This window comes from Bradyrhizobium sp. WBOS07 (genome assembly GCF_024585165.1).
In the GTDB taxonomy this organism is placed as follows: domain Bacteria; phylum Pseudomonadota; class Alphaproteobacteria; order Rhizobiales; family Xanthobacteraceae; genus Bradyrhizobium; species Bradyrhizobium japonicum_B.
The window spans coordinates 5,766,025-5,787,687 of sequence record NZ_CP029008.1 but is presented as its reverse complement, the minus strand read 5'-3'; the positions used below and the strand labels follow the sequence as shown (position 1 = coordinate 5,787,687).

Genomic DNA, 21,663 nt, shown 5'->3' with positions numbered 1-21,663 from the left:
GTGGAAACTTTGAGACCAAGATGAAGGTGCGCTCCCTCCCCCGCTTGCGGGGGAGGGTTGGGGAGAGGGTGCTTCCGCAGAGAGACTCCCCGAGAGGAGAGAACCCTCACCCGGCGCTGTGCGCCGACCTCTCCCGCAAGCGGGAGAGATGCACTGACCCCGTGGCTCGCTTCGGTCCACATAATGATCAATCGAACAAATTGGCGAGGCGCTGCTTCATCTGGTCGGCGATGTAGAGCGCAAGAGCCTGAATGGTGGAGGTCGGGTTCACACCGCCCGAAGTGACGAAGATGCTGCCGTCGACGATGAAGAGGTTCTTGACGTCGTGGGTGCGGCCCCATTCGTTGACGACGGAGCGCTCCGGATCGGTGCCCATCCGCGCGGTGCCGAGCAGATGCCACCCTCCCCAGGGGATCGGCGAGTTGATGCAGATGTCGGTCGCGCCTGCCGTCTCCAGAATCTCCCGGCCGCGGGCGAGGGCATGCTCCATCATCTTCCGGCTGTTCTCGCTGATCGTGTAGTCGACCTTCGGCGCGGGAATGCCGTGGCTGTCCTTGAGCACGGGATCGAGCGTGACCCGGTTGTGCTCCTCCGGCAGATCCTCGCAGATCGCGGAGAAACCCAGGCGATGACCATTGAGCTTGCGGAAGATACGGTGATGATCCTCGCCCCAGGGCAAGATGCCCTTCTGCTCGCTGACCACGGCCTCGAACACCGGGCCCGCGCCCCGCACGAACTGCACGCCATAGCCGCGCACGAAGCCGCGCGACAGGTCCGTGTCGTACCACTGCTTGCTCCACAGGCAGGTCGGCGGCGCACGGTTGCTGTCGGTCGGCTCCTTCACATAGCCGTAGATCTGCGCATAGGGGTGGAACATCAAATTCTTGCCGACAAGGCCGGACGAATTGGCAAGCCCATTCGGGAAGCGGCCGGAGGCCGAGTTCAAAAGCAGCCGCGGCGTGCCGACGCCGTTGCAGGCGATGATGACGACATGCGCGGGCTGAAACTGCTCGACGCCGTCCTTGTCGTAATAGACCACGCCCGAGGCCATGCCGTTCTCATCGGTGGTGATCTCGCGCACCCGGCAATGGGTGCGCAGCTCGACGCCGGCGCGGATCGCATGCGGCCAATAGGTGATATCGGTGGACGACTTTGCGCCTTGCGCGCAGGCCGGGGTGCAATGGCCGAGATTGATGCAGCGCGCCCGCCCCTCATAGTCCATGGTCGCGACCGTGGTGTCGGACGGCCACCAATGCCAGCCGAGCTGGTTCATGGCCTTGCCGATGATGGCGCCGGACAGGCCGAGCGGCTGCTGCGGCATCGGCGGATGGGTCAGCGGCGAGAGCGGATCGCCTGAGAGGCCCGACGTGCCCATCATGCGGTCGTTCTCCTCGAAGAACGGGGTCAGCGCGTCGTAGTCGATCGGCCAGTCGTCGGCGACGCCGTCCAGCGTCTTCACCTTGAAATCGGAGGGATGCAGCCGCGGCCAATGCGCGGTGTACATCACCGTCGAGCCACCGACCGCATTGTAGTTGACGACCTTGATCGGCGAATTGTCGTCGTTCACAGGATAGTCCTCGGGCCGGCCGCGCACGTTCGGGCTCGACGACCACTCGCCGTAGAATTTGGCCTCCCAGTCCCGGCCGGTGCTCGGATATTCCGCCGGGTTCATCCAGCCGCCCTGCTCCAGGCAGAGGATGTGCATCTTGGTCTCGGCCAGCGACCACGCCACCGCGGCGCCCGAAGCGCCGGCGCCGATGATCAGGACGTCCACGGGCTCTTTCATCGCAACCTTTTCCTCCCGCCCTCGCCGCTTTCCGGGCGATTCGGCCTGCACGGTTCGCAAGGCCCGCGAACGATAGGGTCAGAGCGGCGGGGGAGTAAAGCCGCGAGGCCGGAATGTCGCACTTCGCGGGGTGCAGACCATTGGTATCGCCATATCCGGATGCTAGGAACGGGCAGACTGGCAATCGATAGCGAGACCGCATGTCCTTCCGAAATGTCTTTGCCGCCGCCCGCGCCTTCGCGCTCGTTTGGTTCTGCGCCTTGCCCGGCTTCCTGGCGTCTTCCCAGCCGGCCTCCGCGCTGACAGCCGCCGCCACGGCCCGCGACGGCAATTCCATCCAGCTCGGCGACGTCACCTACCGGCTCGACGGCGTCGATGCGCCCGAGCTGGACCAGGTCTGCATCGACGATCACGCCGATCCCTGGACCTGCGGTATCGAGGCACGCGACCAGCTGGCCAAGCTCGTCAACAAGCGCTCCGTGCGCTGCGACGATGTCGGGCCGGAGAAGAGCTTCGGCAAGCGGCACCGCGCCATCTGCACCGCCGAGGGCGACAAGGCCAGCCTGAACGAGCAGCTGATCAGGCTCGGCTTTGCGGTCGCGCGAGAGCCTATCAAGGCGAACGTCAAGCCGGCGGCCAGCGAAGCCAAGACGGCGTCGGCCGGAATCTGGAAGGGCTGCTTTGTTGCACCGCAGGACTTCCGCGCCGGCAAGAAGGACGGCGCACTCCTGGGCTCGGCCTGCCGCCCGGATCGCGACAAGGAGATTCGCGCCGTGCTGTTCCCCGAGGAGCTGACGATGCCCCCGAGCTGCAGCATCAAGGGCAAGCTCGCGGTACGAGCGCGCGTCACCGGCAATATCGGCATCTATCATTTACGGGGCTGCCCGAGCTACCCGGCGACCACCAGGCCGGACCGCTGGTTCTGCTCGGAGGACGACGCCCAGGCGGCCGGCTTTCGCAAGGCTTATAATTGCCGCCGCCCGAAGTGAACAAAGCGCTTCACGCAGCCGTGAGTAGTAGTCCGGCTCCGTATTGATCCGGAATTGAACCAGGCCGGGACTTGCTGCATTTGTATGCGTACGCAAGCGCTTGCGCGAGCGTTTCCTTGGCGGACGATCCTCATCGGATTGTCTTTGCTTGGGCGTTTCCTCCCTAGACTTGGGCCGCTTGTCATCACAAGCGGCTCTTCTTTTTTGGGGCGGGTCTCGTCACTGCATCCGCATGATCTGGTCCATCGGCGGCATGTTCGCATTCAGATGCGCCATGCATGCCCGGCGGGACCGCGTGCGCCGGGCGCGACCATGACCGGCACGATCTGTCTTCTGCCTCGCGTCGTCCGTGCTATCGTGACGAAAAAGCGGGGAGAAAGCGTCATGCGCCTGAACGACAAGGTCGCCATCGTGGTCGGAGCCGGACAAAGCCCCGGCGAAGGCATGGGCAACGGCCGCGCCACCGCGCTGACCTTCGCGCGCGAAGGCGCGAAGGTCCTGTGCGTCGACCATCATCTGGAATCCGCGCAGGAGACCGTTGCGATGATCGCCGCGAAGGGCGGCACCTCTGCGGCGTTCAAGGCCGACGTGACCAGGTCGGCCGACATCAAGACGATGGTTGAGGACGCGCAGTCGCGCTGGGGCCGGATCGACGTGCTGCACAACAATGTCGGCGTCAGCCTGTCCGGCGGCGATGCCGAGCTGCTTCAAATCACCGAGGAAGCGTTCGACCGCGTCGTCGCCATCAACCTGAAGAGCTGCATTCTCGCCGCCAAGGAAGTGATCCCGATCATGCGCGCGCAGAAGAGCGGCGCCATCATCAACATCTCCTCGATGGCGGCGATCACGACCTATCCTTACGTCGCCTACAAGGCGACGAAATCGGCGATGATCGCCTTCACCGAGCAGCTCGCCTACCAGAACGCCGAATACGGCATCCGCGCCAATGTCATCCTGCCCGGCCTGATGAACACGCCGATGGCCGTCGATACCCGCGCCCGCGAATGGCACAAGACCCGCGCCGAGGTCGAAGCCGACCGCGACAGCAAGGTGCCGCTGCGCAGGAAGATGGGAACGGCGTGGGACGTCGCCAACGCGGCGCTGTTCCTCGCGTCCGACGAGGCGAACTTCATCACCGGCGTGACCCTGCCGGTGGACGGCGGGGCCAGCGTGAGACGGGGTTAGGCCGTTGTTCTCCTCCGCCTGCGGCAGGGCAATCGCAGATGAGAGCTTTTCCCTGCGGCCATCCTTCGAGACGCCCACCTTTGGCGGGCCCTCAGGATGAGGACGGAGTGCGCGTTTCAGCGGGCACCGATGCCACTTAGCCTCATCCTGAGGAGACCGCGAAGCGGTCGTCGCGAAGGACGAGGCGCGCGCTCAGCTCGCGAGTGATGCCACACGCGATTGCCCTGCCCTTGCGGGGAGAGGCAAAGCATGTTCGCTCACCGCGAATGCGTCACCCGCCAGATCGTGCCGTTGCCATCCTCCGACACCAGCAGCGATCCGTCCTTTGCCACCGCCACTCCCACCGGCCTGCCCCACACTTCCGTGTCGCTCACCACGAACCCCGTGACGAAATCCTCATACTCGCCGGTCGGCTTGCCGTCCTTCATCCTGATCCGGATCACCTTGTAGCCGGTGCGCTTCGAGCGGTTCCAGGAGCCATGCTGAGCGGCGAACGCGTCGCCTTGATACTCGCTCGGAAACTGCGTGCCCTGGTAGAACGTCATGCCGAGCGAGGCTGAATGCGGCTGAATCAGCACGTCGGGCACCGTCACCTTATCCTTGAGATCCGGCCGCACGCCGGCATGGCGCGGATCTTCGTTGTTGCCGATGTAGAACCACGGCCAGCCATAGAAGGCGCCCTCCTTCACACTGGTGACGAAGTCGGGCACGAGATCGTCGCCGAGGCCGTCGCGCTCGTTGGTCGAGCACCAGGGCAGACCGGTCTGTGGCTGGACCGCAAGGCCGACGCAATTGCGGATGCCGGTGGCGTAGATCTTGCGCTCCTTGCCATCTGGCGTGAAGGCCAGCACCGCCGCGCGCTCCGTCTCGCTGGCCCAGGCTGCGCCGAGTGGTTGCGTTTTCGACCACGCCTCCAATCCGCCCGGCGGCGTGCCCAGACCTTCCGCGACATTGCTGAGCGAGCCGACCGAGACCAGCATGCGCTTGTTGTCGGGCGTGAAGACGATGTCGCGGGTGGAATGGCCGCCGTCATGCGGCAGGCTTGGCACGATCGTCTCGGCCTTGCCGCGCGCCTTGAGATCGCCGGCCTGATAGGGAATGCGGACGACGCTGTCGGTGTTGGCGACATAGACCCATTGCGGATTTTCGCCGTTCGGGAAGAAGGCGATGCCGAAAGGCTGGCGCAAGCCGCTGGCAAAGACATCGTTGCTCGCGACCTTGCCGCCCTCGCCTGCGCGCAGCACGCGAATGGTGCCGGCCCGCGTCTCCGCGACGAAGACATCGCCATTCGGCGCCACCCGCACGATGCGCGGCGCGCGCAGCCCTTCGGCGAACAGCTCGATCTTGAAGCCCGCCGGCACCCGGAGCGCGGCGTCCGGCGGGCGCGGCACCACGCGCGACGAGCTCGCAACCGATCGCGTGGCGCCGGGCCTGACCAGATCCTGCGGCCGGATCAGCCTGATCGTGCCGGGCTTGTCGGCCTGCCAATCACCATAAGCGTCCTTGCCCTGCAACACGGGCTCGGCCGGTGCACCGGTCGCGGCCACGATCAACCCCGCAGCCAGCACCGCGGTCGAAATCCTGTTCGTCACGTCGTCATCCTCCCGGCCTGCACGTCGCAAACGTCAACGTCGATCGCCCCGCAAATGGTCCGCGGCAAGTTACACGCCGCCGAATTCCACGTCAGCCCGTGCTCGCACGATGTGCATCGGGCGCGTTCCATCGTACTGGAAAATGCGGCCGATCGATGCGACAGATGTGAGGGCGCGGCTGCACGTCGCGGTCAGCAAAGCCGCGGCATCGCCGCCACCATTGTTGGGGGCATCATGTGGGGATCCATCATATCGGAATGGGCGAGCCTGCTGCTCCGCTGGCTGCACGTGGTGGCGGCGATCGCCTGGATCGGCAGTTCCTTCTATTTCATCGCCCTCGATCTCAGCCTGAAGCCGAGACGCGACCTGCCCGACGGCGTGCAGGGCGAGGCCTGGCAGGTCCATGGCGGCGGCTTCTACCGGATCATGAAATATCTGGTCGCCCCCAGCCAGATGCCGGACGAGCTGACCTGGTTCAAATGGGAGGCCTACACGACCTGGCTGTCCGGCTTCGCGCTGATGGTGGTGGTGTATTATCTCGAGGCCGACCTGTTCCTGGTCGACAAGTCGATCCTCGACCTCACGCCGTTCCAGGCCGGCCTGTTCAGCTTCGCGAGCCTCGCGCTGGCATGGCTGCTCTATGAGGCCGCCTGTCGCACCGGGCTCGCGCAACGCGAATTGCCCTTTGCCATCGGCGGCTATTTGTTCCTGGTCGCGCTGACCTATGCCTTCACCCATGTGCTGAGCGGCCGCGGCGCCTTCAACCAGATCGGGGCGATCATCGGCACCATCATGGTCGCCAACGTCTTCGCGCTGATCATCCCGAACCAGAAGAAGATCGTGGCGGCGCTGATCGCGGGGCAGGCGCCCGATCCGAAGCTCGGCAAGGCCAGCAAGGAGCGCTCGGTCCACAACAATTATCTGACGCTCCCCGTCGTCGTGCTGATGATCAGCAACCACTATCCCCTGCTCTACGCCACCCGCTTCAACTGGATCATCGTCGCGATCATCCTGGCGCTCGGCCCGGTGATCCGCCATTTCTTCAACGCGCGGCACGCCGGGCGCAAATCGCCATGGTGGGTGTGGGGCGTGGCGGCAATCGGCGTGATCGCGATCCTGTTGCTGTCCGCAGCCGGCCCACGCGAGGTGAGGACGGGCGCGCTGTCAGCCCAACCCACGCGCAATGCCGTCGAGGAGATCGTGATGTCCCGCTGCAGCATGTGCCACGCGGCCGAGCCGGTCTGGGCCGGGATCGTGACCGCGCCGAAGGGCATCCTGCTCGATACGCCCGAGCACATCCACCGCAACATCCGCCTGGTCGGCCGTGTCGCGGCCTGGTCCGGCGCAATGCCGCCGGGCAACATCACCGAGATGACCGGCGAGGAGCGCGCGATCCTCGCCGCCTATCTCGAGCAGCCACACTGACCCGGTCATCCAACGGAATCGCATTTCACGACATGAAATTCCCTACCTCGCCCCCGATTTGAAAATGACTTGGCCGCCTATCCGGCGTAGACAAGACCAACGCAGTCCGGGTCAGTTGCACAGGCGGGAAAAGAACAGTGGCTCTCAAGAACGTCATCGGTATCGACCACGCCGTCATCATGGTGAAGGACCTCGACAAGGCCGCCGAGAACTACCGGCGGCTCGGCTTCACCGTCTCCCCGCGCGGCACCCACAGCGCGCATATGGGCACCGGCAATTACACCATCATGTTCGATCCCGATTATATGGAGCTGCTCGGCGTGCTCGCCGCGACCGAGCACAACGTGCCGGCGCGGGCCTTCCTCGACAAGCGCGGCGAGGGCATCGAGCGCATCGCCTTCACCGCGGTCGATTCCGCCGCCGGTGCCGAGGAGATCCGCGCCCGTGGCCTGACGCCGATCGGCCCGACCGATTTCGAGCGGCCGGTGACGCTGCCAAACGGCGCTGTCTCGGCGGCAAAATTCCGCACCTTCATGTGGCCGACCGCCGAAGCGCCCGGCGGCGTGCGCATCTTCGCCTGCCAGCACAAGACGCGCGAGACCGTGTGGATTCCCGAGTTGATGAGGCACGCCAACGCGGCAAAGCGGATCAAGCAGGTTCTGATCGCAACGCCCGAGCCAGCGCAGGACGCCGCGCATCTTGGCCGGCTGATCGACCGCGAGCCGAAGGCCGAGCCCGACGGCGCCATGACCGTGCCTTCCGGCGGCGATCGCGCCGACTTCGTCTATCTCACGCTGGAGCAGCTCGAAAAGCGCTATCCGGGCGTGCCGCTCGCCGGCCTCGTCGAGCGCGGCGGGGCCGCGCTGGTGCTCGTCAGCGACGATCTGGCGGCGACGGAGAAGGCGCTTGGTTCGGCTGCGGTGCGCAGCGGGCCCGCGGTCTGCGTGCCGCCGGCCAAGGCCAACGGCACCCTGCTCGCCTTCGTCGCCGGCTGATTTGAAACTAATTTTTTAACGCGTGTTTACCCGGCGGCTGTAGGATTCCCGGCAATCCAAAGCTACCGGGGCCCAACGCATGTTCAAAGAGGGATCGCCGATCGCCTATGACGCGCCGGCCGAATTGAAGAAGTGGCCGTCGCTGAAGGGCGAGAGGCAGAAGGACCGGGGTCCGCCCTATCTGGTCTACAACGGCACGCTCGCCGACTGCGTCCGCGAGCTGATGGGCAAGCCCATCAAGGGCATCTCGCTCTACGACATCATGACGACGCCGCAGGCCGCCTTCGACCAGACCGTGCTGTCGCCCGCCGACGCCGCCGAGATCGCGATGCGCAAGGACTTTCCCAAGGTCTAGTTCGACGCGCGCTTGCCGGCCGCCGTATCCCGCTGCTTCGAGGAGGATTCCGTCGGCGCATCGAGGAAGACGACGGGGATGCCGCGCTTGGCATTCTCGCCGATCACGCGCGCGTCCCAGTTGGTGAGCCTGACGCAGCCGTGCGATGCGGACTTGCTGACCCTGTCCGGCTCCGCCGTCCCGTGGATGCCGTAGCCCTGGGCCGATAGCCCGATCCAGTACGATCCGACCGGGCCATTGGGACCCGGCTTGATCTCGAAGGGCCTTTTGGATTTCACGCTCTTGAACTTGTACTCGGGATTGTAGCGGTAGGTCGGCAGCTCATGGATGCTGGTGACTTTCAGCGTCCCCGTCGGGGTCGGACGATCCGGACTGCCGATTGACGCCGGGTAGAACGCGACCAGCCGGCCAGAGCCCTCGTAGGCCTTCAGTGTCGCCTGCTGCTTGTCGATCTCGATGCGAACGATGCGCGGAAGCTCCCGCCGCGCCGCGACGTTGGCGACGACGATCGTCTCGCCGGCCTTGTCGAACGCCTTTCCCGGATTGAGCGCCTTCAACAACTCTTCGCTCATGTGGAATTTTTCGCCGAGCCCTTCGAGCGGGCTGGTGTAGCTCAGCGCCTCCAGCGACTTCATGTCCTCGAGCTTGGTTGGCAGCTTCTTGAGGAATGGCCCTTTCACATCCGCGTCGGTGATCTTGTAGTCGACGAGAACGGGGCCTTCGCTGGCTGCGTTCAGCTTGTCCCAGAGTTCAGGCGCGATGGTCTTGTCGAAGCCAAGCCCGTTCTGCTCGGCGAAGGCCTTCAGCGCCTTCTGCGCGTTCTCGCCGAGCTTGCCGTCGATTTGGCCCGGAGAGAATTGCGCACGATCGAGCAAAATCTGAAGCTTCGTCACCGGCGCGCTGATCTTGTCGGCAGCGGGTAGCTTTTCCGGACGCGCTGCATCGTTCACGGCCTTCGCATCGAGATTGCCCGCGTGCGCCGGACAAACCAGCCACAGCGACATCACCGCGCCAAGCATCCATCGCATCATGATCGCTCGTCCCATTCCGAAAATAATGATCCGCAAATCGCGGGCAGTTTCTTTTTGGGAACACCGTACTAACACCGAAGGAACCGGCGAGACCGCAGCTTTGCCGCAATCGGAAGGTTAAGAACTTCCTAGCGCCGGCGCATCGCTGGCCGTTCATCCCACAGTTCGAGGTTGTCCCAGCAAATGCGATTTGTCGTCGCGGCTTGCGCCGCGTTTCTGCTTCTGATGTGCGACCTCGATCCGTCGGCGTCCCGGAAAACATCAACTTTCGACACCGCCATTCTTCAGAACAATCATGCCTCGCCGCTGGTTCCGATGGTCGAGCTCTTCCTCGCCAGCGTCCAGGCCATCGAGCTCGCCAACGCGCGCGCGGCGCATGAGGAAACGATCGAACCGCTGCGCGCGAGCGAACCCGCCGCCGAGGAGCCGGTGTCGCCGACGGACAAATTCTGCCATGCGCTTCGCGAAGCGGCCGAAGCCAGCGGCATTCCCGTGCCGTTCTTTGCCCGCCTGCTCTGGCAGGAGAGCCGCTTCAAGTCCAACGAGGTCAGCCACGCCGGCGCCCAGGGGGTTGCGCAGTTCATGCCGGAGACGGCTGCCGAAGTCGGGCTCGACGATCCCTTCGATCCCATGAAGGCGCTGCCGGCCTCGGCAAAGTTCCTGCGCAAGCTGCGCGATGATTTCGGCAATCTGGGCCTTGCCGCAGCCGCCTACAATGCAGGTCCGGGCCGCGTTCAGAAGTGGCTTGCCAAAGAGAGCGGGCTGCCGCGCGAGACGCGCGACTATGTCCGAATCATCACCGGCACCAAGGCCGAGGACTGGACCGAGCGCTCGGAGGCCATTGCAATCCGGATCGACCTGCCGCGCGAGGCGCCTTGCGAAGGTGTCGGCAGCCTCTCGAAGGCCAAGGACGTCGCCTGGGTTCCGGTCAACCTGACGCCCTCGGTCACGCGCATCCTTGACAAAGCCGAGCAGCTCGCCGCCCGGGCGACGACGAACCGTGCGCGCAAGCGGTTTGCAACCCAGCTGCGGAACAATGTCGCGGCCCAGCGCAAGGGACGCAGCATGATCGCGGCACGCGCGGCCGGCAAGAGCGCGAAGGCGCGTGCCGTTCGCTTCGCATCGGGCGAACGGCCCTCCGGTTCGTGAGCGGAGCCGCCGCTTGCGCGGCTCCACGTTTCCGGAGAGAAAGCGGGAACGCTGCTGCAGGGAACCCCGCGATGCCATCGAAGAGTGCCGGGATCATCGCCTATCGGAGGCGCCGGAAGCTCGAGGTTCTCCTCGTTCATCCCGGAGGGCCGTTCTGGCGCAACAAGGATCTCGGCGCATGGTCGATCCCCAAGGGGGAATATGCGGACGAAGAAGAGGCGGATATCGCCGCGCGGCGCGAATTCGCCGAGGAGCTTGGGCTCGATCTGTCCGGGCCGCTGACCGCGCTTGGTCAGGTCAAGCAGCGCGGCGGCAAGCTCGTCACCGCTTTCGCGGCCGAGCTCGATCTCGACGTGAGCTGCGTTCGCAGCAACACGTTCGAGATGGAATGGCCGCCACGAAGTGGCAAACTGCAGGCCTTCCCGGAGGTCGATCGTGCCGAATGGTTCACGCTCGAAGCGGCGCGGGAGAAGATCAACGCAGGCCAACGCCCCCTGCTCGACCGGCTGGCGCAGCTGACGGGTAGCGAGTAGAGGCTCACTCCGCCTTGATGTTCGCCGCCGCCACGACCTCGGCGAGGTCTTTCGTTTCCTTCGCGATCTTGGCGGCGTAGTCGGCCGGGCTGAGCACGCTGACGACGCCTTGCGAGCCGAGCTTCTCCGCGATTGCGGGATCCTTGGCCGCCGCGACGATTTCCCGGTGCAGCGTCTCCAGGATCGGCGCCGGCGTCGATTTCGGCATGAAGAAGCCGACCCAGAACGAGATGTCGAAGCCGGGATACCCCGCTTCCGCGACGGTCGGCACGTCGGGCAGCGACGGCAGCCGCTCGGCCGAGGACACCGCGAGCGCGCGCAGCTTGCCAGCCTTGACCAGCGGCACGGCGGAGAGCGGATCGAACACCGCGAGCACCTCCTGCGCGAGAATGCCAACCTCAGCGGCCGAGCCGCCGCGATAGGGCACGTGGATCAGCTTGATGCCGGCCTTCTGGCTGAGCAGCTCCATGGCGAGATGGGCAAGGTTGCCGTTGCCGCCCGAGCCGTAGGCCAGCGCCCCGGACGCCGCCTTGGCCGCGGCGACGAGATCGGCGACGGTCTTGATGTCGGCCGTCTTGGGATTCTCCGGATTGACCACCAGCACCAGCGGTGCCGACACCACAGTGGTGAGCGGCGCGAAGTCCTTTTCCGGGTCGTAGCGGATATCCCTAAACAGCGTCCTGTTCAGCGTGATGGTGGAGGAGTTGCAGGCGAGCATGGTGTAGCCATCCGCATCGGCACGCGCGACGCCTTCGGCTGCAATCATGCCGTTGGCGCCGGCGCGGTTCTCGACCACGAAGGGCTGTCCGAGCTTGCTACCGAGACGATCGCCGATGATGCGCGCGACGACATCGACCGGACCGCCCGCGCTGAAGCCGACCATGACCTTGACCGGCCGCACCGGATATTTCTGCGCCATGACTCCGGTGGGCAGCACAGCGGCGCACAATCCGGCGATGACGGCCAATAGGCGGACGGTTCGTTGCATCGGTTCGCTCCCCAGATCTCACCAGCGCCGCTTGTGCAGCCTTGTTGGCGTGACGCATTGGAGGATCATGAATAGCGGTCGTGCCGGATTTCGCAATCGCGTTCGCCCGCCCTCATTCCGCAGCACGGCAGGTCCGCACCTCCTTCAAACAAAAAATGCGAAAACAACCCCATGCACAGTAGACCGCACCAGTCGAAACAACGACTTACGGCAGGGCCGCAAGCTTCGGATCAGGCTTCGGATGGCACGAAATCGTAATTGACTCGTCGGGCAAAACAGGGGCATCCTGGCATCATCGCGATCCGCGTGAGCATCGGCCTCCACGACCATGTGGGTCTCGCTTCGGTCGCGCACAAGCCCTGCATCGACATCTAACAACGCAACCGCCACACAGCAGCTGCGCGCGCCGGTTTCGCATCAGCGGAGCCTGCTGGCACGTGCCGTGGGCCCAAAGGATCTCTCGACATGACGACAGCCCTGACACGCAACAGCACGAGGCCCGTCGCCCGGTATGGCGGCAACCGGCCGAGCCCGCGGATCAAGCTCGACCGAAAAGACATCGTGATCCAGCATCCGGACGCCGAAACCGGCGAACGGTTGATGGGAGAGGCGCTCGGCGCCGTCGACCGCGACGCGCTGCACGGCATCCTCAAGCAATTGATGAAAGCCAGCGTGATCCTGCAGAAGCCCGACGAGGACAATCTCGCTTTCATGATCTCGATGGTGAAAGGCATCGCCCCCAGGGATTCGCTCGAGGCCATGCTGACGGCGCAGATGGTGTCCGTTCACGTCGCCACAATGCGCGCCGCATCTCGCCTTGCCTTCACCGAGGGCCTCTCGCAGCAGGAAGGCGCTTCGCGCACATTGACCCGGCTGGCCCGCACCTTCGCGGCGCAGATGGAAGCGCTCAACCGCCACCGCGGCAACGGGGAGCGTCCGATCACGGTGCAAAATCTGTCGGTGCAGGATGGCGGCAGCGCAATCGTGGGGAATGTCGCGCAGCATGCGCACCTGACCGTGGGCGAGCCGGGCACCGCGACAGACGCGGGACTGGTGTCGTCCGACGAAACCGGCGACTACCAGCACGACCGGACCGAATTATTGCAGGGCGCCACCGCATGAGTGCGGATCGGGCCCGCAACACGCGCGCAATGGCGGAGAGCCCGCGCTGCGGCGCCAGCACGCGTGGCGGCCTCGCCTGCCGCGCGCCGGCCGTGCGCGGCAAGCTGCGATGCCGCATGCACGGCGGCGCCCTAGGATCGGGTGCGCCATGGGGCAACCGCAACGCGCGCAAGCACGACGTCTTCACGCCGGAGCGGATCGCCGAGCGAAGGGCGATCCAGGAGCTACTCGACGAGGCCGGGGAGCTCTTGAAGGAACTGGACTCGAATTAAGGGAATCGGGTCATTCAGATGTTAAGCGTCGATAACACCGGCTTCGCCAGCCGAAAGGCTAGTGCGACCCGTTCGCCGGATTGGCGGCAGAGATCTGCAACCCTGCCTCCTCCAGCGCTTGGGTAATCTGCTTCGCCAGCAGCTTGGCTTCTTCGGTCCCGATCTGGGCGTCGGGATGTCCTTTGAAGAACGCGCAAATGGTGGTGGCGATGATGGTGTTCACCTGGTGCAGATCATCCATTTGAGACACACCAAATTGCCGACTGCTTCACCCGGACGGGGTGCGCGTCGGCCCGCAGAGAACGATCAGCGCAAGCCAAAGAATGACAAAATGGCCGCGATCACGACGATTAGCCCTATGAGGTAGATCAGGCCGTTCATCTCAGGTCTCCTTTGGATGGGATGATTGAATCTATCCGGGGATCGTGTCCACCCTTCGCGCTGCACTGCTCAACCAGCTCAAGCTTTTCGAGCTGAACTTCCTTCTCTATGGCCGTCAGAGAGTTGCCGATCTTATCGACAATCCTAATCAGATTGGCATTGGAGATCTTGAGGTGCTTGCGAACGGACTTGACCTGCTTCGCGTTCGCAAGATCAAGCGTTGTGCGAATGACCCGTGGCGGTCTTGAGCGCAGCATCAGAAGGTCTCCTCACCAAGGTAAGGGCGATGACGCCGCTTTGTTCCTATTTTTCCCGATCGGCACGGCCTCGACTGGCGACCAAGCGAAACGGCGACGATCGCCGTCGCTATCGACGTGGCCATCCGCGCCAGCCGAGGACGACGCCGACCGCGTCGGAAGATGGGTGTGCGCAAGCAGAAGTTGATGCTCCCGGCTGCCTCTCGGTCTTTACAGTGCAGCCCAGTTGCGCACGGATTGCCGGCTGAAACCACAATCCGGAATGAGGGGGGCGCGCTGCCGCCATTGGCGCTCCCCTCACCATCATGTAAGCCATCCAAAACCTTTTCGGGATCGAACGCTCATGGCCACCACCGACGACGCGGGCACCGGCACCCGCGTGCTGATCCTTGCACTCGTCGCGCTCGCCTGCGGCCATATGCTCTCGACCCTGCTGCGCACGATTCCGGCCGTCAGCCTCGACCTGATGGCGGCGGATTTCCATCTCGAGCCGCAGGCGCTGGCGAGCCTCACCTCGATTTATCCCTTCGCTTTCGCCGCGGCGCAGATCCCGGTCGGGGCGGCAATGGATCGCTTCGGCGTGCGACCGGTGTCGCTGAGCCTGCTGGCGGGGACCGTGCTCGGCGCGGTGGCGTCGGGGTTTGCCACCGGCCCTGCGAGCTTCGCGGTCGGGCAGTTCATGCTGGGGGTCGCCACCTCGGGCATGCTGATGTGCCCGATGACGCTGGCGGCGAAGCAATTGTCTGCGGCGCGGTTCGGGTTGTGGTCGGGCGCGATCCTCTCGATCGGCAATATCGGCATGCTGCTGTCGGCGAGCCCGCTCGCCCTCGTGGTCGACACTTGGGGTTGGCGCGCCGGGTTCTGGATGTCCGCGCTCGGCGGCGTCGCGGTCGCGCTCGCCGTGTTCGCGCTGGTGCCGCATCAGCCGGCCGAGCATAAGGACGAGTCCTCGCCGCTGTCGCAGATGATCGAGGTGCTCAGGCTCGGCCTCTCGCGGCCCTTGCGCGGCCTGATCGCGCTGGCGCTGGTATCGCTGGCGAGCTCGCTGGTGCTGCGCGGCTTGTGGGGCGGGCCGTGGCTGATGGACGTCAAGGGATTGTCGCGGGTCGAGGCCGGCAACCAGCTCGGCGCGTTCACGCTGGCCATGATCATAGGTCCGCTTGTCATCGGCGTGATCGACCGCCGGCTCGGCCGGCGTCGCGCGCTGGTGGCGGGCTCGCATATGGCCGGGGCGCTGCTGCTGGCGCTCATGGCGCTCGGAGCACCCCATTATGCGGTCTCCGTGCTATCAGGCCTACCCGTGATGCCGCCGCAATACGACCTCGTGCTGTTCGTGCTGATTGGGCTTGCGACCTCCGCCCAGCCCCTGCTGTTCGGCATGTCCCGCCAGCTCGTCGATGCGCAAGTGGCGGGCAAGGCGCTGGCCGCGATCAACCTCGCCTTCTTCCTCGGCGCAGCGCTGATGCAGTCGATGACGGGCGCGGTGGCAGCGCTCGCCGGACTCCCGGCCGTGCTGCTGTTCATGGCTGCCATGCTGGCACTCGGCGTGCTGATCTTCTTGGCTTACACCGCAACAAATTCGTAGGATGGCCAGAGCTCTTCGCGAGCCTATCATCTCCGCGGGGGAGTCGATGGGTTTCGTCGCGCTCTACCCATCCTACGAGATCGCTCGCCAAAGGAACCATTCATGCCCGTCGACACCAAAGCCGCCACCGACCGCCTCATGCGCTTCCTCGCTGTGGAGGGCGTCACCGGACAGGAGGCGGCGATAGGGCGCGAGCTCATGGCCGCGCTGAAGGAGAGCGGCGTGCCGGCGAAGGCGATCCGGCTCGATGATGCCAACACCCGCATTCCCGTTCCGACCGAGACCGGCAACCTCATCGTCGACCTGCCCGGCCGCGGCGCGCTGCACAACCAGCCGCGCATTATGTTCATGACGCACATGGACACCGTACCGCTCTGCGCCGGCGCCAAGCCAAAGAAATCGGGACGCAAGATCGTCAACGAGGCCAAGACCGCGCTCGGCGGCGACAACCGCTGCGGCTGCGGCGTGCTGGTGACGCTGGCAGCCGAGCTCGAGAAGCAGAAGCTCGATCATCCGCCGATCACGCTCTTGTTTTGCGTCCGCGAGGAGAGCGGGCTCTACGGCGCCCGCCACGTCAAGCTGGACGAGCTCGGCTCGCCGGTGATGGCCTTCAACTACGACGGCGGGGCCGCCTCCAACGTCGTCATCGGCGCCGTCGGCGCCGACCGCTGGACCGTCGAGATCTTCGGCCGCGCTTCGCATGCCGGCGTCGCGCCGGAGCGCGGCATCTCCTCGACCATGATCATGGCGCTCGCGCTCACTGAGGTGAAGGCCGGCGGCTGGTTCGGCAAGGTGGTGAAGGGCAAGGGGCAGGACAAAAAGGAAGGCACCAGCAATGTCGGCCCCGTCACCGGCGGCGAGGGCCGCCCCGCGGGCGATGCCACCAACGTCGTCACCGACTACGTTCATGTGCGTGGCGAGAGCCGCAGCCATGACGGAAAATTCTTCAAGGAGATCACCAAGGCCTACAAGGCCGCGTTCGAGAAGGCGGCCAAAAAGGTTACGAATGCGCAGGGCAAGTCCGGCAAGGTCAAGTTCAAGGCCGAGACCGACTATTATCCGTTCCGCATGAAGGACAGCCAACCCGTCATCAAGCGCGCGGTCGAGGCCGTGACCGCGGTCGGCGGCACGCCCAACGTCCGCACCGCCAATGGCGGCCTCGATGCCAATTGGATGGTCCGTCACGGCATTCCGACCGTGACCTTCGGCGCAGGCCAGAACGAGGCGCACACGGTCGACGAATGGATCAATCTCGACGAATACGACCGTGCCTGCGCACTGGCCGTGCAACTCGCGACGATGCGGTGAGTTGGATTGTAGGGTGGGTTAGCGTCAGCGTAACCCACCACCATATCCATCCACGGCAACAGAAGAGGTGGGTTACGCCAGCGTTTGCGCTTCGCGCAACCGCTAGCTAACCCACCCTACGAACCAAAAGAAAAGCAGGGAGGCACCATGCCGCGCATCGCCAATATCGAGACCGGCCTCTACCGGATCCCCCTCCCCGTCACGCTGTCGGATTCCACCCATGGCGAGATCACGGCGTTCGAGCTGATCACCTGCCGCATCCGCGATGCCGATGGTGCCGAGGGTGTCGGCTACACCTATACGGTGGGACGCAACGGCGGGGCGACGGCGGACATTCTCAAGCGCGAGATCCCGCCGCTGATCGAAGGACGCGAGGCCGACGACACCGAGGCGATCTGGCAGCAGGTCTGGTGGGCACTGCACTATGGCGGCCGCGGCGGGCCGGTGGTGCTGGCGCTCTCCGCACTTGACATCGCGCTGTGGGATTTGAAGGCGCGGCGCGCCAAGCTGCCGCTGTACCGATTGCTCGGCGGCTTCGACGGACGGGTGCCATGCTATGCCGGCGGCATCGACCTCGATCTCTCCGTGGATGAGCTGCTCGCGCAGACCGACGGCAATCTCGCGAAGGGCTTTCGCGCCATCAAGATGAAGGTCGGCCGGCCCGACCTGAAAGCCGACGTCGCGAAGGTCTCCGCGATGCGGCAGCATCTCGGCGACGGCTTTCCGCTGATGGCGGATGCCAACATGAAGTGGACGGTCGAGGAAGCAATCCGCGCGGCACGTGCTTTCGTTCCTTACGACCTCACCTGGCTGGAAGAGCCGATCATCCCTGACGACGTCGCCGGCCACGCGCGCATCATGCAGGCCGGCGGCGTGCCGATCGCGGCGGGCGAGAATCTGCGCTCGCTGTGGGAGTTCAAGAACTACATCGCATCCAGCGCGGTGTCCTATCCCGAGCCCGACGTCACCAATTGCGGCGGCGTTTCCGCCTTCATGAAGATCGCGCGGCTGGCGGAAGCCTTCAACCTGCCCGTCACCAGCCACGGCGCCCACGACATCACAGTGCACTTGCTCGCGGCCTGCCCGAACCGCTCCTTTCTGGAGGCACACGGCTTTGGGCTGGACAAATACATCGAACATCCGCTGGTGCTCGAGGACGGCAAGGCGCTGGCGCCCGACCGGCCCGGCCATGGCATCAGCTTCGACTGGAACGGGCTGGCGAAGCTGGTGGGGTAGAGAGATGCGACAACAAGCGAGGTGCGCCCCCTCTCCCGCTTGCGGGAGAGGGTTGGGGAGAGGGTGTCTCCGCAGTGAGACTCCCAATGACGATCCAGCCCTCTCCCGGCCTCTCCCGCAAGCGGGAGAGGTGAAGGGGAGCACGCGGCGCCATTTGTCTGCACCAACGACTCATCGCTGCACACCGGACATTCCAAGGCGCTTGGTGCAAGGCACCGATAATCCGTTATGGTGACGACAACCGACACCTTGCGAGAGAGAGCGTTGCCTTGACACCTGAGCTGCACCAGAAGCTGACCGCGTGGCGCCGGCACCTTCATGCCCACCCGGAGCTGTCGCTCCAGGAGAAGGAGACTGCCGCCTTCGTGCAGGACAGGCTCACCGAGCTCGGCATTCCGTTCGAGGCCGGTATCGGCGGCCACGGCATCGTCGCGACCTTGACGCGCGGGCATGCGCAAAGCCGCGTCGGCTTGCGTGCCGACATGGACGCGCTGCCGATCACCGAGGACACCGGCCTGCCCTATTCGTCCAAGACGCCAGGCGTGATGCATGCCTGCGGCCACGATGGCCACACCGCCGCGCTGCTCGGCGCTGCCGCACTGCTCGCCACTGATACCAGCTGGAGCGGCACGGTCGATCTCATCTTTCAGCCGGCGGAGGAAGGTTTTGGCGGCTCGCGCGCGATGGTCGCGGCCGGGCTATTCGACCGCTTTCCGATGCAGCGCGTGTTCGGCTTCCACAATTGGCCCGGCCTTGCCGCCGGCACCATTGCCGTGCACGACGGCGTCGTCATGGCCTCCGGCGGACGCATCACCATTACCATCGAGGGCCATGCGGGCCACGCCGGCATGCCGCACCTGACGCGCGATCCGGTGATGGTGGCCGGCCATCTGATCGTGGCGATGCAATCGATCGTGGCGCGCGGCGTCGATCCGCTCGACACCGCCGTGCTGTCGCTCTCCACCATCGAAGGCGGCACCGCGCCGAACCAGATCGCCGGACGCGTCACCATCCGCGGCACGCTGCGCTACCACCGCGAAGCGGTCAAGGACGTCATCCTCGACGGCATCGAGCGGACCTGTGCCGGAATCGCGACCAGCTTCGGCGTCAAGGTCACGCCCGAGATCGTCTGGGGGGTGGGCGTGGTGGTCAACACGCCTGATGAGGCGGACCTCGCGCGCATCGCTGCGGAAAAAGTCCGGGCGCCCGTGCGGCGCGACCTCGCGCCCAGCATGGCCGGCGAGGATTTTGCGCATTATCTCCAGCAGCGGCCGGGCGCCTTCGTCTGGATCGGCAATGGTGAATTGCGTGACGGTGCCGAGCTGCACGGCCCGCGCTACGACTTCAACGACGCCATCTTACCCGTGGCGTCGAGCTGGATGGCCGAGGTGGCCAAGGCGGCGCTGGCGTCGAACTGATCTACGCCCGCCACGCCGACAGCAACATATCTTGCGGACGAACGTTGCCTCCAACAAGGCGCGGCCTCCCGCCGCGCTCAACGGATGGCAGATCGATGGCGCGCGTTCTGATCGGAACTTCGGGCTGGCATTACGATTCCTGGCGTGGCCCGTTCTTTCCGGAGGGCGTGACGCTGAAGCAGCAGCTCAGCTACTACGCCGGACAGTTCGACACCACGGAGCTGAACGGCGTGTTCTACCGCACGCCGACGCCCGAAGCGGTGACGGGATGGCGCAAGCAGACCGGGCGGGATTTCGTCTTCGCCTGGAAGGCCTCGAAATTCATCACGCATTGGAAGCGCCTGTCGGAGCGCTCCGTCAACAGCCTCGAGCTGCTGGAGGACCGCATCTCCAGGCTCGGCGGCAAGGCCGGCCCGATCCTGTTCCAGCTGCCGCCGCAGTTCGAGGCGAACCCAGATCGCCTTGCATCCTTCTTCAAGCTGCTGTCGCGGAAGCGGCGTTACAGCTTCGAATTCCGGCATCCGAGCTGGTATCAGCCGCGCATCCTGCGCATGCTGGCGGACGAGAACATCTCGCTCTGCCTGTCCGACCATCACGACGCGCCGGCGCCGTGGAAGCGCACCGCGGATTTCGTCTATGTGCGCGGGCATGGGCCGAGCGGGCGCTATCACGGTCACTATACGAAATCCGCGCTGGCGCAATGGGCCAAGCGCATCAAGTCCTGGAAGCGGCAGGGCTGCGACGTCTACGTCTATTTCGACAACGACCAGAAGAGCGCCGCCCCAGCCGACGCACTGGCGCTGAAGCGGCTGCTGCGATCCTAGATGATGCCGCCCCGCCGAAGCGCCGCGATCTCCGCTTCGTCATAGCCGAGCTCTTTGAGGACGAGATCAGTGTGCTCGCCGAGCGTCGGCGGGCGGCTTGCGATTTCGCCCGGCGTTTCCGACAGCCGGACCGCCGCCCGTGTCACCGGGGCCGGGCTCGGCAGGCCGGGATAGTCGACGTCCTGCATGAAGCCGGCGGCACGAATGTGCGGATGATCCAGCGCCTGTTGCGGCGAGAGCACGGGGCCGGTCGGAATCATGGCCTGGCCCAGCGTATCGACGGCCTCCTGCGTGGTACGCTCGGCGCACCAGCGCGCCATCCGCTCGCTGATGATGCGGCCGTTGTTGCCGCGGCTGATATCGTCGGCAAAGCGCGGATCGTTCAGCCATACGTCCTCCTCGCCCATCAACCGCGCCCAGCGCTTGAACAGCGGATGGCCCGTGACCTGGCACAGCACCCAGCCGTCCCTGGTGCGGTAGATGTCGGCGGGCGCCGCGGTCTGGCCGAGATTGCCGGTCGGCACGCGGTTGACGTTGATCAGCGCCTGCTCGATCAGCGTCGCGTTGGTGAAGGACAACGCGGTTGCAAGCAGCGCGCCCTCCACGATTTGTCCGCGTCCGGACTTGCCGCGCTCGATCAGGGCTGCGAGCGTGCCGAACGCGCAATGCAGCGCGGTGCCGAAATCGACCCAGTTCACCGCGGCGCGGTACGGCGGATCGCCTGCGCCCGTCATGTACACCGAGCCGGACATCACCTGCCCGACACCGTCGAAGCCGACGCGGTCGGACCAGGGGCCGGGCCCACCGAACGCGGTCGCCGTGGTCAGGATGATGTCGGGCTTGATCGTCTTCAGAGATTCGTAGTCGAGCTTCATCGCGCGCAGGGTCTGCGGCGGCAGGTTGGCGACGACGACGTCCGCGGTCGCCACCAGGCGGCGCATCACCTCCTGCCCTTCCGGCTTCATCGGATCGAGCGTGACGCACTTCTTGTTGCGGTTGACCTGGAGAAACAGCGCGCCTTCGCCGTTTTCGCCGACCGGCGCCACGAAGCGGTCCTCGCTGCCGTCGCGCTTCTCGACGCGAATGACCTCGGCGCCGAACTCGGCCAGCAGCGTCGCGCAATAGGGCCCGGCGATATAGCGCCCGAAATCGAGCACACGCACGCCCTCCAAGACTCCTCCCATCGATCCCTTCCCTGTTGTTTGTTGCAGATTACAGGGAAAGGCTGCCGG

At 65.3% G+C, this 21,663-nt stretch carries 21 protein-coding genes; 14 read left to right on the top strand and 7 right to left on the bottom strand.

Annotated features, from left to right (window positions below; genetic code table 11):
- Positions 1-187: 187 nt before the first annotated feature.
- On the bottom strand, positions 188-1,786 hold the full coding sequence (locus tag DCM79_RS27555; RefSeq protein WP_257177233.1) for a GMC family oxidoreductase: 1,599 nt from the start codon (positions 1,784-1,786) through the stop codon (positions 188-190).
- 200 nt (positions 1,787-1,986) lie between these two features.
- On the opposite strand from DCM79_RS27555, the gene DCM79_RS27550 reads away from it, so the two are divergent.
- Both DCM79_RS27550 and DCM79_RS27545 read left to right on the top strand, forming a co-directional pair.
- On the top strand, positions 1,987-2,775 hold the full coding sequence (locus DCM79_RS27550; protein ID WP_257177232.1) for a thermonuclease family protein: 789 nt from the start codon (positions 1,987-1,989) through the stop codon (positions 2,773-2,775).
- A gap of 384 nt (positions 2,776-3,159) precedes the next feature.
- Positions 3,160-3,960, top strand: a complete 801-nt coding sequence (locus DCM79_RS27545) for an SDR family NAD(P)-dependent oxidoreductase (RefSeq protein ID WP_257177231.1) — start codon at positions 3,160-3,162, stop codon at positions 3,958-3,960.
- Positions 3,961-4,217: 257 nt separating this feature from the next.
- On the opposite strand, the gene DCM79_RS27540 is transcribed toward DCM79_RS27545, so the two are convergent.
- The gene (locus DCM79_RS27540; protein ID WP_257177230.1) at positions 4,218-5,552 is read right to left on the bottom strand and encodes a sorbosone dehydrogenase family protein; all 1,335 of its coding nucleotides are present in this window, start codon (positions 5,550-5,552) and stop codon (positions 4,218-4,220) included.
- Between the two features lie 234 nt (positions 5,553-5,786).
- On the opposite strand from DCM79_RS27540, the gene DCM79_RS27535 reads away from it, so the two are divergent.
- The 3 genes from DCM79_RS27535 (at position 5,787) to DCM79_RS27525 (ending at position 8,327) form a co-directional block, all read left to right on the top strand.
- Positions 5,787-6,977 (top strand): urate hydroxylase PuuD, encoded by a 1,191-nt coding sequence (locus DCM79_RS27535; protein ID WP_257177229.1) that lies wholly within the window; start codon positions 5,787-5,789, stop codon positions 6,975-6,977.
- A gap of 137 nt (positions 6,978-7,114) precedes the next feature.
- Positions 7,115-7,972 carry a VOC family protein gene (locus tag DCM79_RS27530; RefSeq protein WP_257177228.1) on the top strand — a complete coding sequence of 286 codons (858 nt, stop codon included), beginning with the start codon at positions 7,115-7,117 and terminating at the stop codon, positions 7,970-7,972.
- A 79-nt stretch (positions 7,973-8,051) separates the two neighbouring features.
- Positions 8,052-8,327, top strand: a complete 276-nt coding sequence (locus tag DCM79_RS27525) for a hypothetical protein (protein ID WP_257177227.1) — start codon at positions 8,052-8,054, stop codon at positions 8,325-8,327.
- On the opposite strand, the gene DCM79_RS27520 is transcribed toward DCM79_RS27525, so the two are convergent.
- A complete protein-coding gene (locus DCM79_RS27520; protein WP_257177226.1) occupies positions 8,324-9,358 on the bottom strand; it encodes a L,D-transpeptidase family protein in 1,035 nt (344 codons plus the stop codon). The two genes, DCM79_RS27525 and DCM79_RS27520, sit on opposite strands and share 4 nt — an antisense overlap.
- A gap of 183 nt (positions 9,359-9,541) precedes the next feature.
- Between DCM79_RS27520 and DCM79_RS27515 the strand changes: the two genes are divergently transcribed.
- Positions 9,542-10,507, top strand: a complete 966-nt coding sequence (locus tag DCM79_RS27515) for a lytic transglycosylase domain-containing protein (RefSeq protein ID WP_257177225.1) — start codon at positions 9,542-9,544, stop codon at positions 10,505-10,507.
- 71 nt (positions 10,508-10,578) lie between these two features.
- Positions 10,579-11,040: an NUDIX domain-containing protein gene (locus DCM79_RS27510; protein WP_257177224.1), complete on the top strand. Its 462-nt coding sequence runs from the start codon at positions 10,579-10,581 to the stop codon at positions 11,038-11,040.
- 4 nt (positions 11,041-11,044) lie between these two features.
- Here the strand turns inward: DCM79_RS27510 and DCM79_RS27505 are convergent, their stop codons facing one another.
- Positions 11,045-12,028, bottom strand: a complete 984-nt coding sequence (locus DCM79_RS27505) for a tripartite tricarboxylate transporter substrate binding protein (protein ID WP_257177223.1) — start codon at positions 12,026-12,028, stop codon at positions 11,045-11,047.
- Between the two features lie 465 nt (positions 12,029-12,493).
- Between DCM79_RS27505 and DCM79_RS27500 the strand changes: the two genes are divergently transcribed.
- Positions 12,494-13,150, top strand: a complete 657-nt coding sequence (locus DCM79_RS27500; protein WP_257177222.1) for a hypothetical protein — start codon at positions 12,494-12,496, stop codon at positions 13,148-13,150.
- Positions 13,147-13,422, top strand: a complete 276-nt coding sequence (locus DCM79_RS27495) for an HGGxSTG domain-containing protein (protein WP_257177221.1) — start codon at positions 13,147-13,149, stop codon at positions 13,420-13,422. Before DCM79_RS27500 ends, DCM79_RS27495 begins: the two co-directional genes overlap by 4 nt.
- Positions 13,423-13,480: 58 nt before the next feature.
- Here the strand turns inward: DCM79_RS27495 and DCM79_RS27490 are convergent, their stop codons facing one another.
- Both DCM79_RS27490 and DCM79_RS27485 read right to left on the bottom strand, forming a co-directional pair.
- Positions 13,481-13,663, bottom strand: coding sequence for a hypothetical protein (locus DCM79_RS27490; RefSeq protein WP_257177220.1), 183 nt, complete (start codon positions 13,661-13,663; stop codon positions 13,481-13,483).
- A gap of 136 nt (positions 13,664-13,799) precedes the next feature.
- Complete coding sequence (locus DCM79_RS27485) at positions 13,800-14,060, bottom strand: hypothetical protein (RefSeq protein ID WP_257177219.1); 261 nt, start codon at positions 14,058-14,060, stop codon at positions 13,800-13,802.
- Positions 14,061-14,403: 343 nt separating this feature from the next.
- Here DCM79_RS27485 and DCM79_RS27480 point away from each other — a divergent pair, with 343 nt between their 5' ends.
- The 5 genes from DCM79_RS27480 to DCM79_RS27460 all read left to right on the top strand — a co-directional run bounded on the left by DCM79_RS27480 (position 14,404) and on the right by DCM79_RS27460 (position 20,431).
- Positions 14,404-15,645 carry an MFS transporter gene (locus DCM79_RS27480; protein WP_257177218.1) on the top strand — a complete coding sequence of 414 codons (1,242 nt, stop codon included), beginning with the start codon at positions 14,404-14,406 and terminating at the stop codon, positions 15,643-15,645.
- A gap of 102 nt (positions 15,646-15,747) precedes the next feature.
- Positions 15,748-16,953 (top strand): M20/M25/M40 family metallo-hydrolase, encoded by a 1,206-nt coding sequence (locus DCM79_RS27475; RefSeq protein WP_257177217.1) that lies wholly within the window; start codon positions 15,748-15,750, stop codon positions 16,951-16,953.
- Positions 16,954-17,100: 147 nt separating this feature from the next.
- The gene (locus DCM79_RS27470) at positions 17,101-18,189 is read left to right on the top strand and encodes a mandelate racemase/muconate lactonizing enzyme family protein (protein WP_257177216.1); all 1,089 of its coding nucleotides are present in this window, start codon (positions 17,101-17,103) and stop codon (positions 18,187-18,189) included.
- Positions 18,190-18,458: 269 nt separating this feature from the next.
- Positions 18,459-19,607, top strand: coding sequence for an amidohydrolase (locus DCM79_RS27465; RefSeq protein ID WP_257177215.1), 1,149 nt, complete (start codon positions 18,459-18,461; stop codon positions 19,605-19,607).
- Between the two features lie 95 nt (positions 19,608-19,702).
- Entirely contained in the window at positions 19,703-20,431 is a 729-nt protein-coding gene (locus DCM79_RS27460; protein WP_257177214.1) for a DUF72 domain-containing protein, read from the top strand.
- Here DCM79_RS27460 and DCM79_RS27455 read toward each other — a convergent pair.
- Positions 20,428-21,615, bottom strand: a complete 1,188-nt coding sequence (locus tag DCM79_RS27455; protein ID WP_257177213.1) for a CaiB/BaiF CoA-transferase family protein — start codon at positions 21,613-21,615, stop codon at positions 20,428-20,430. The genes DCM79_RS27460 and DCM79_RS27455 overlap by 4 nt on opposite strands.
- Positions 21,616-21,663: the final 48 nt, after the last annotated feature.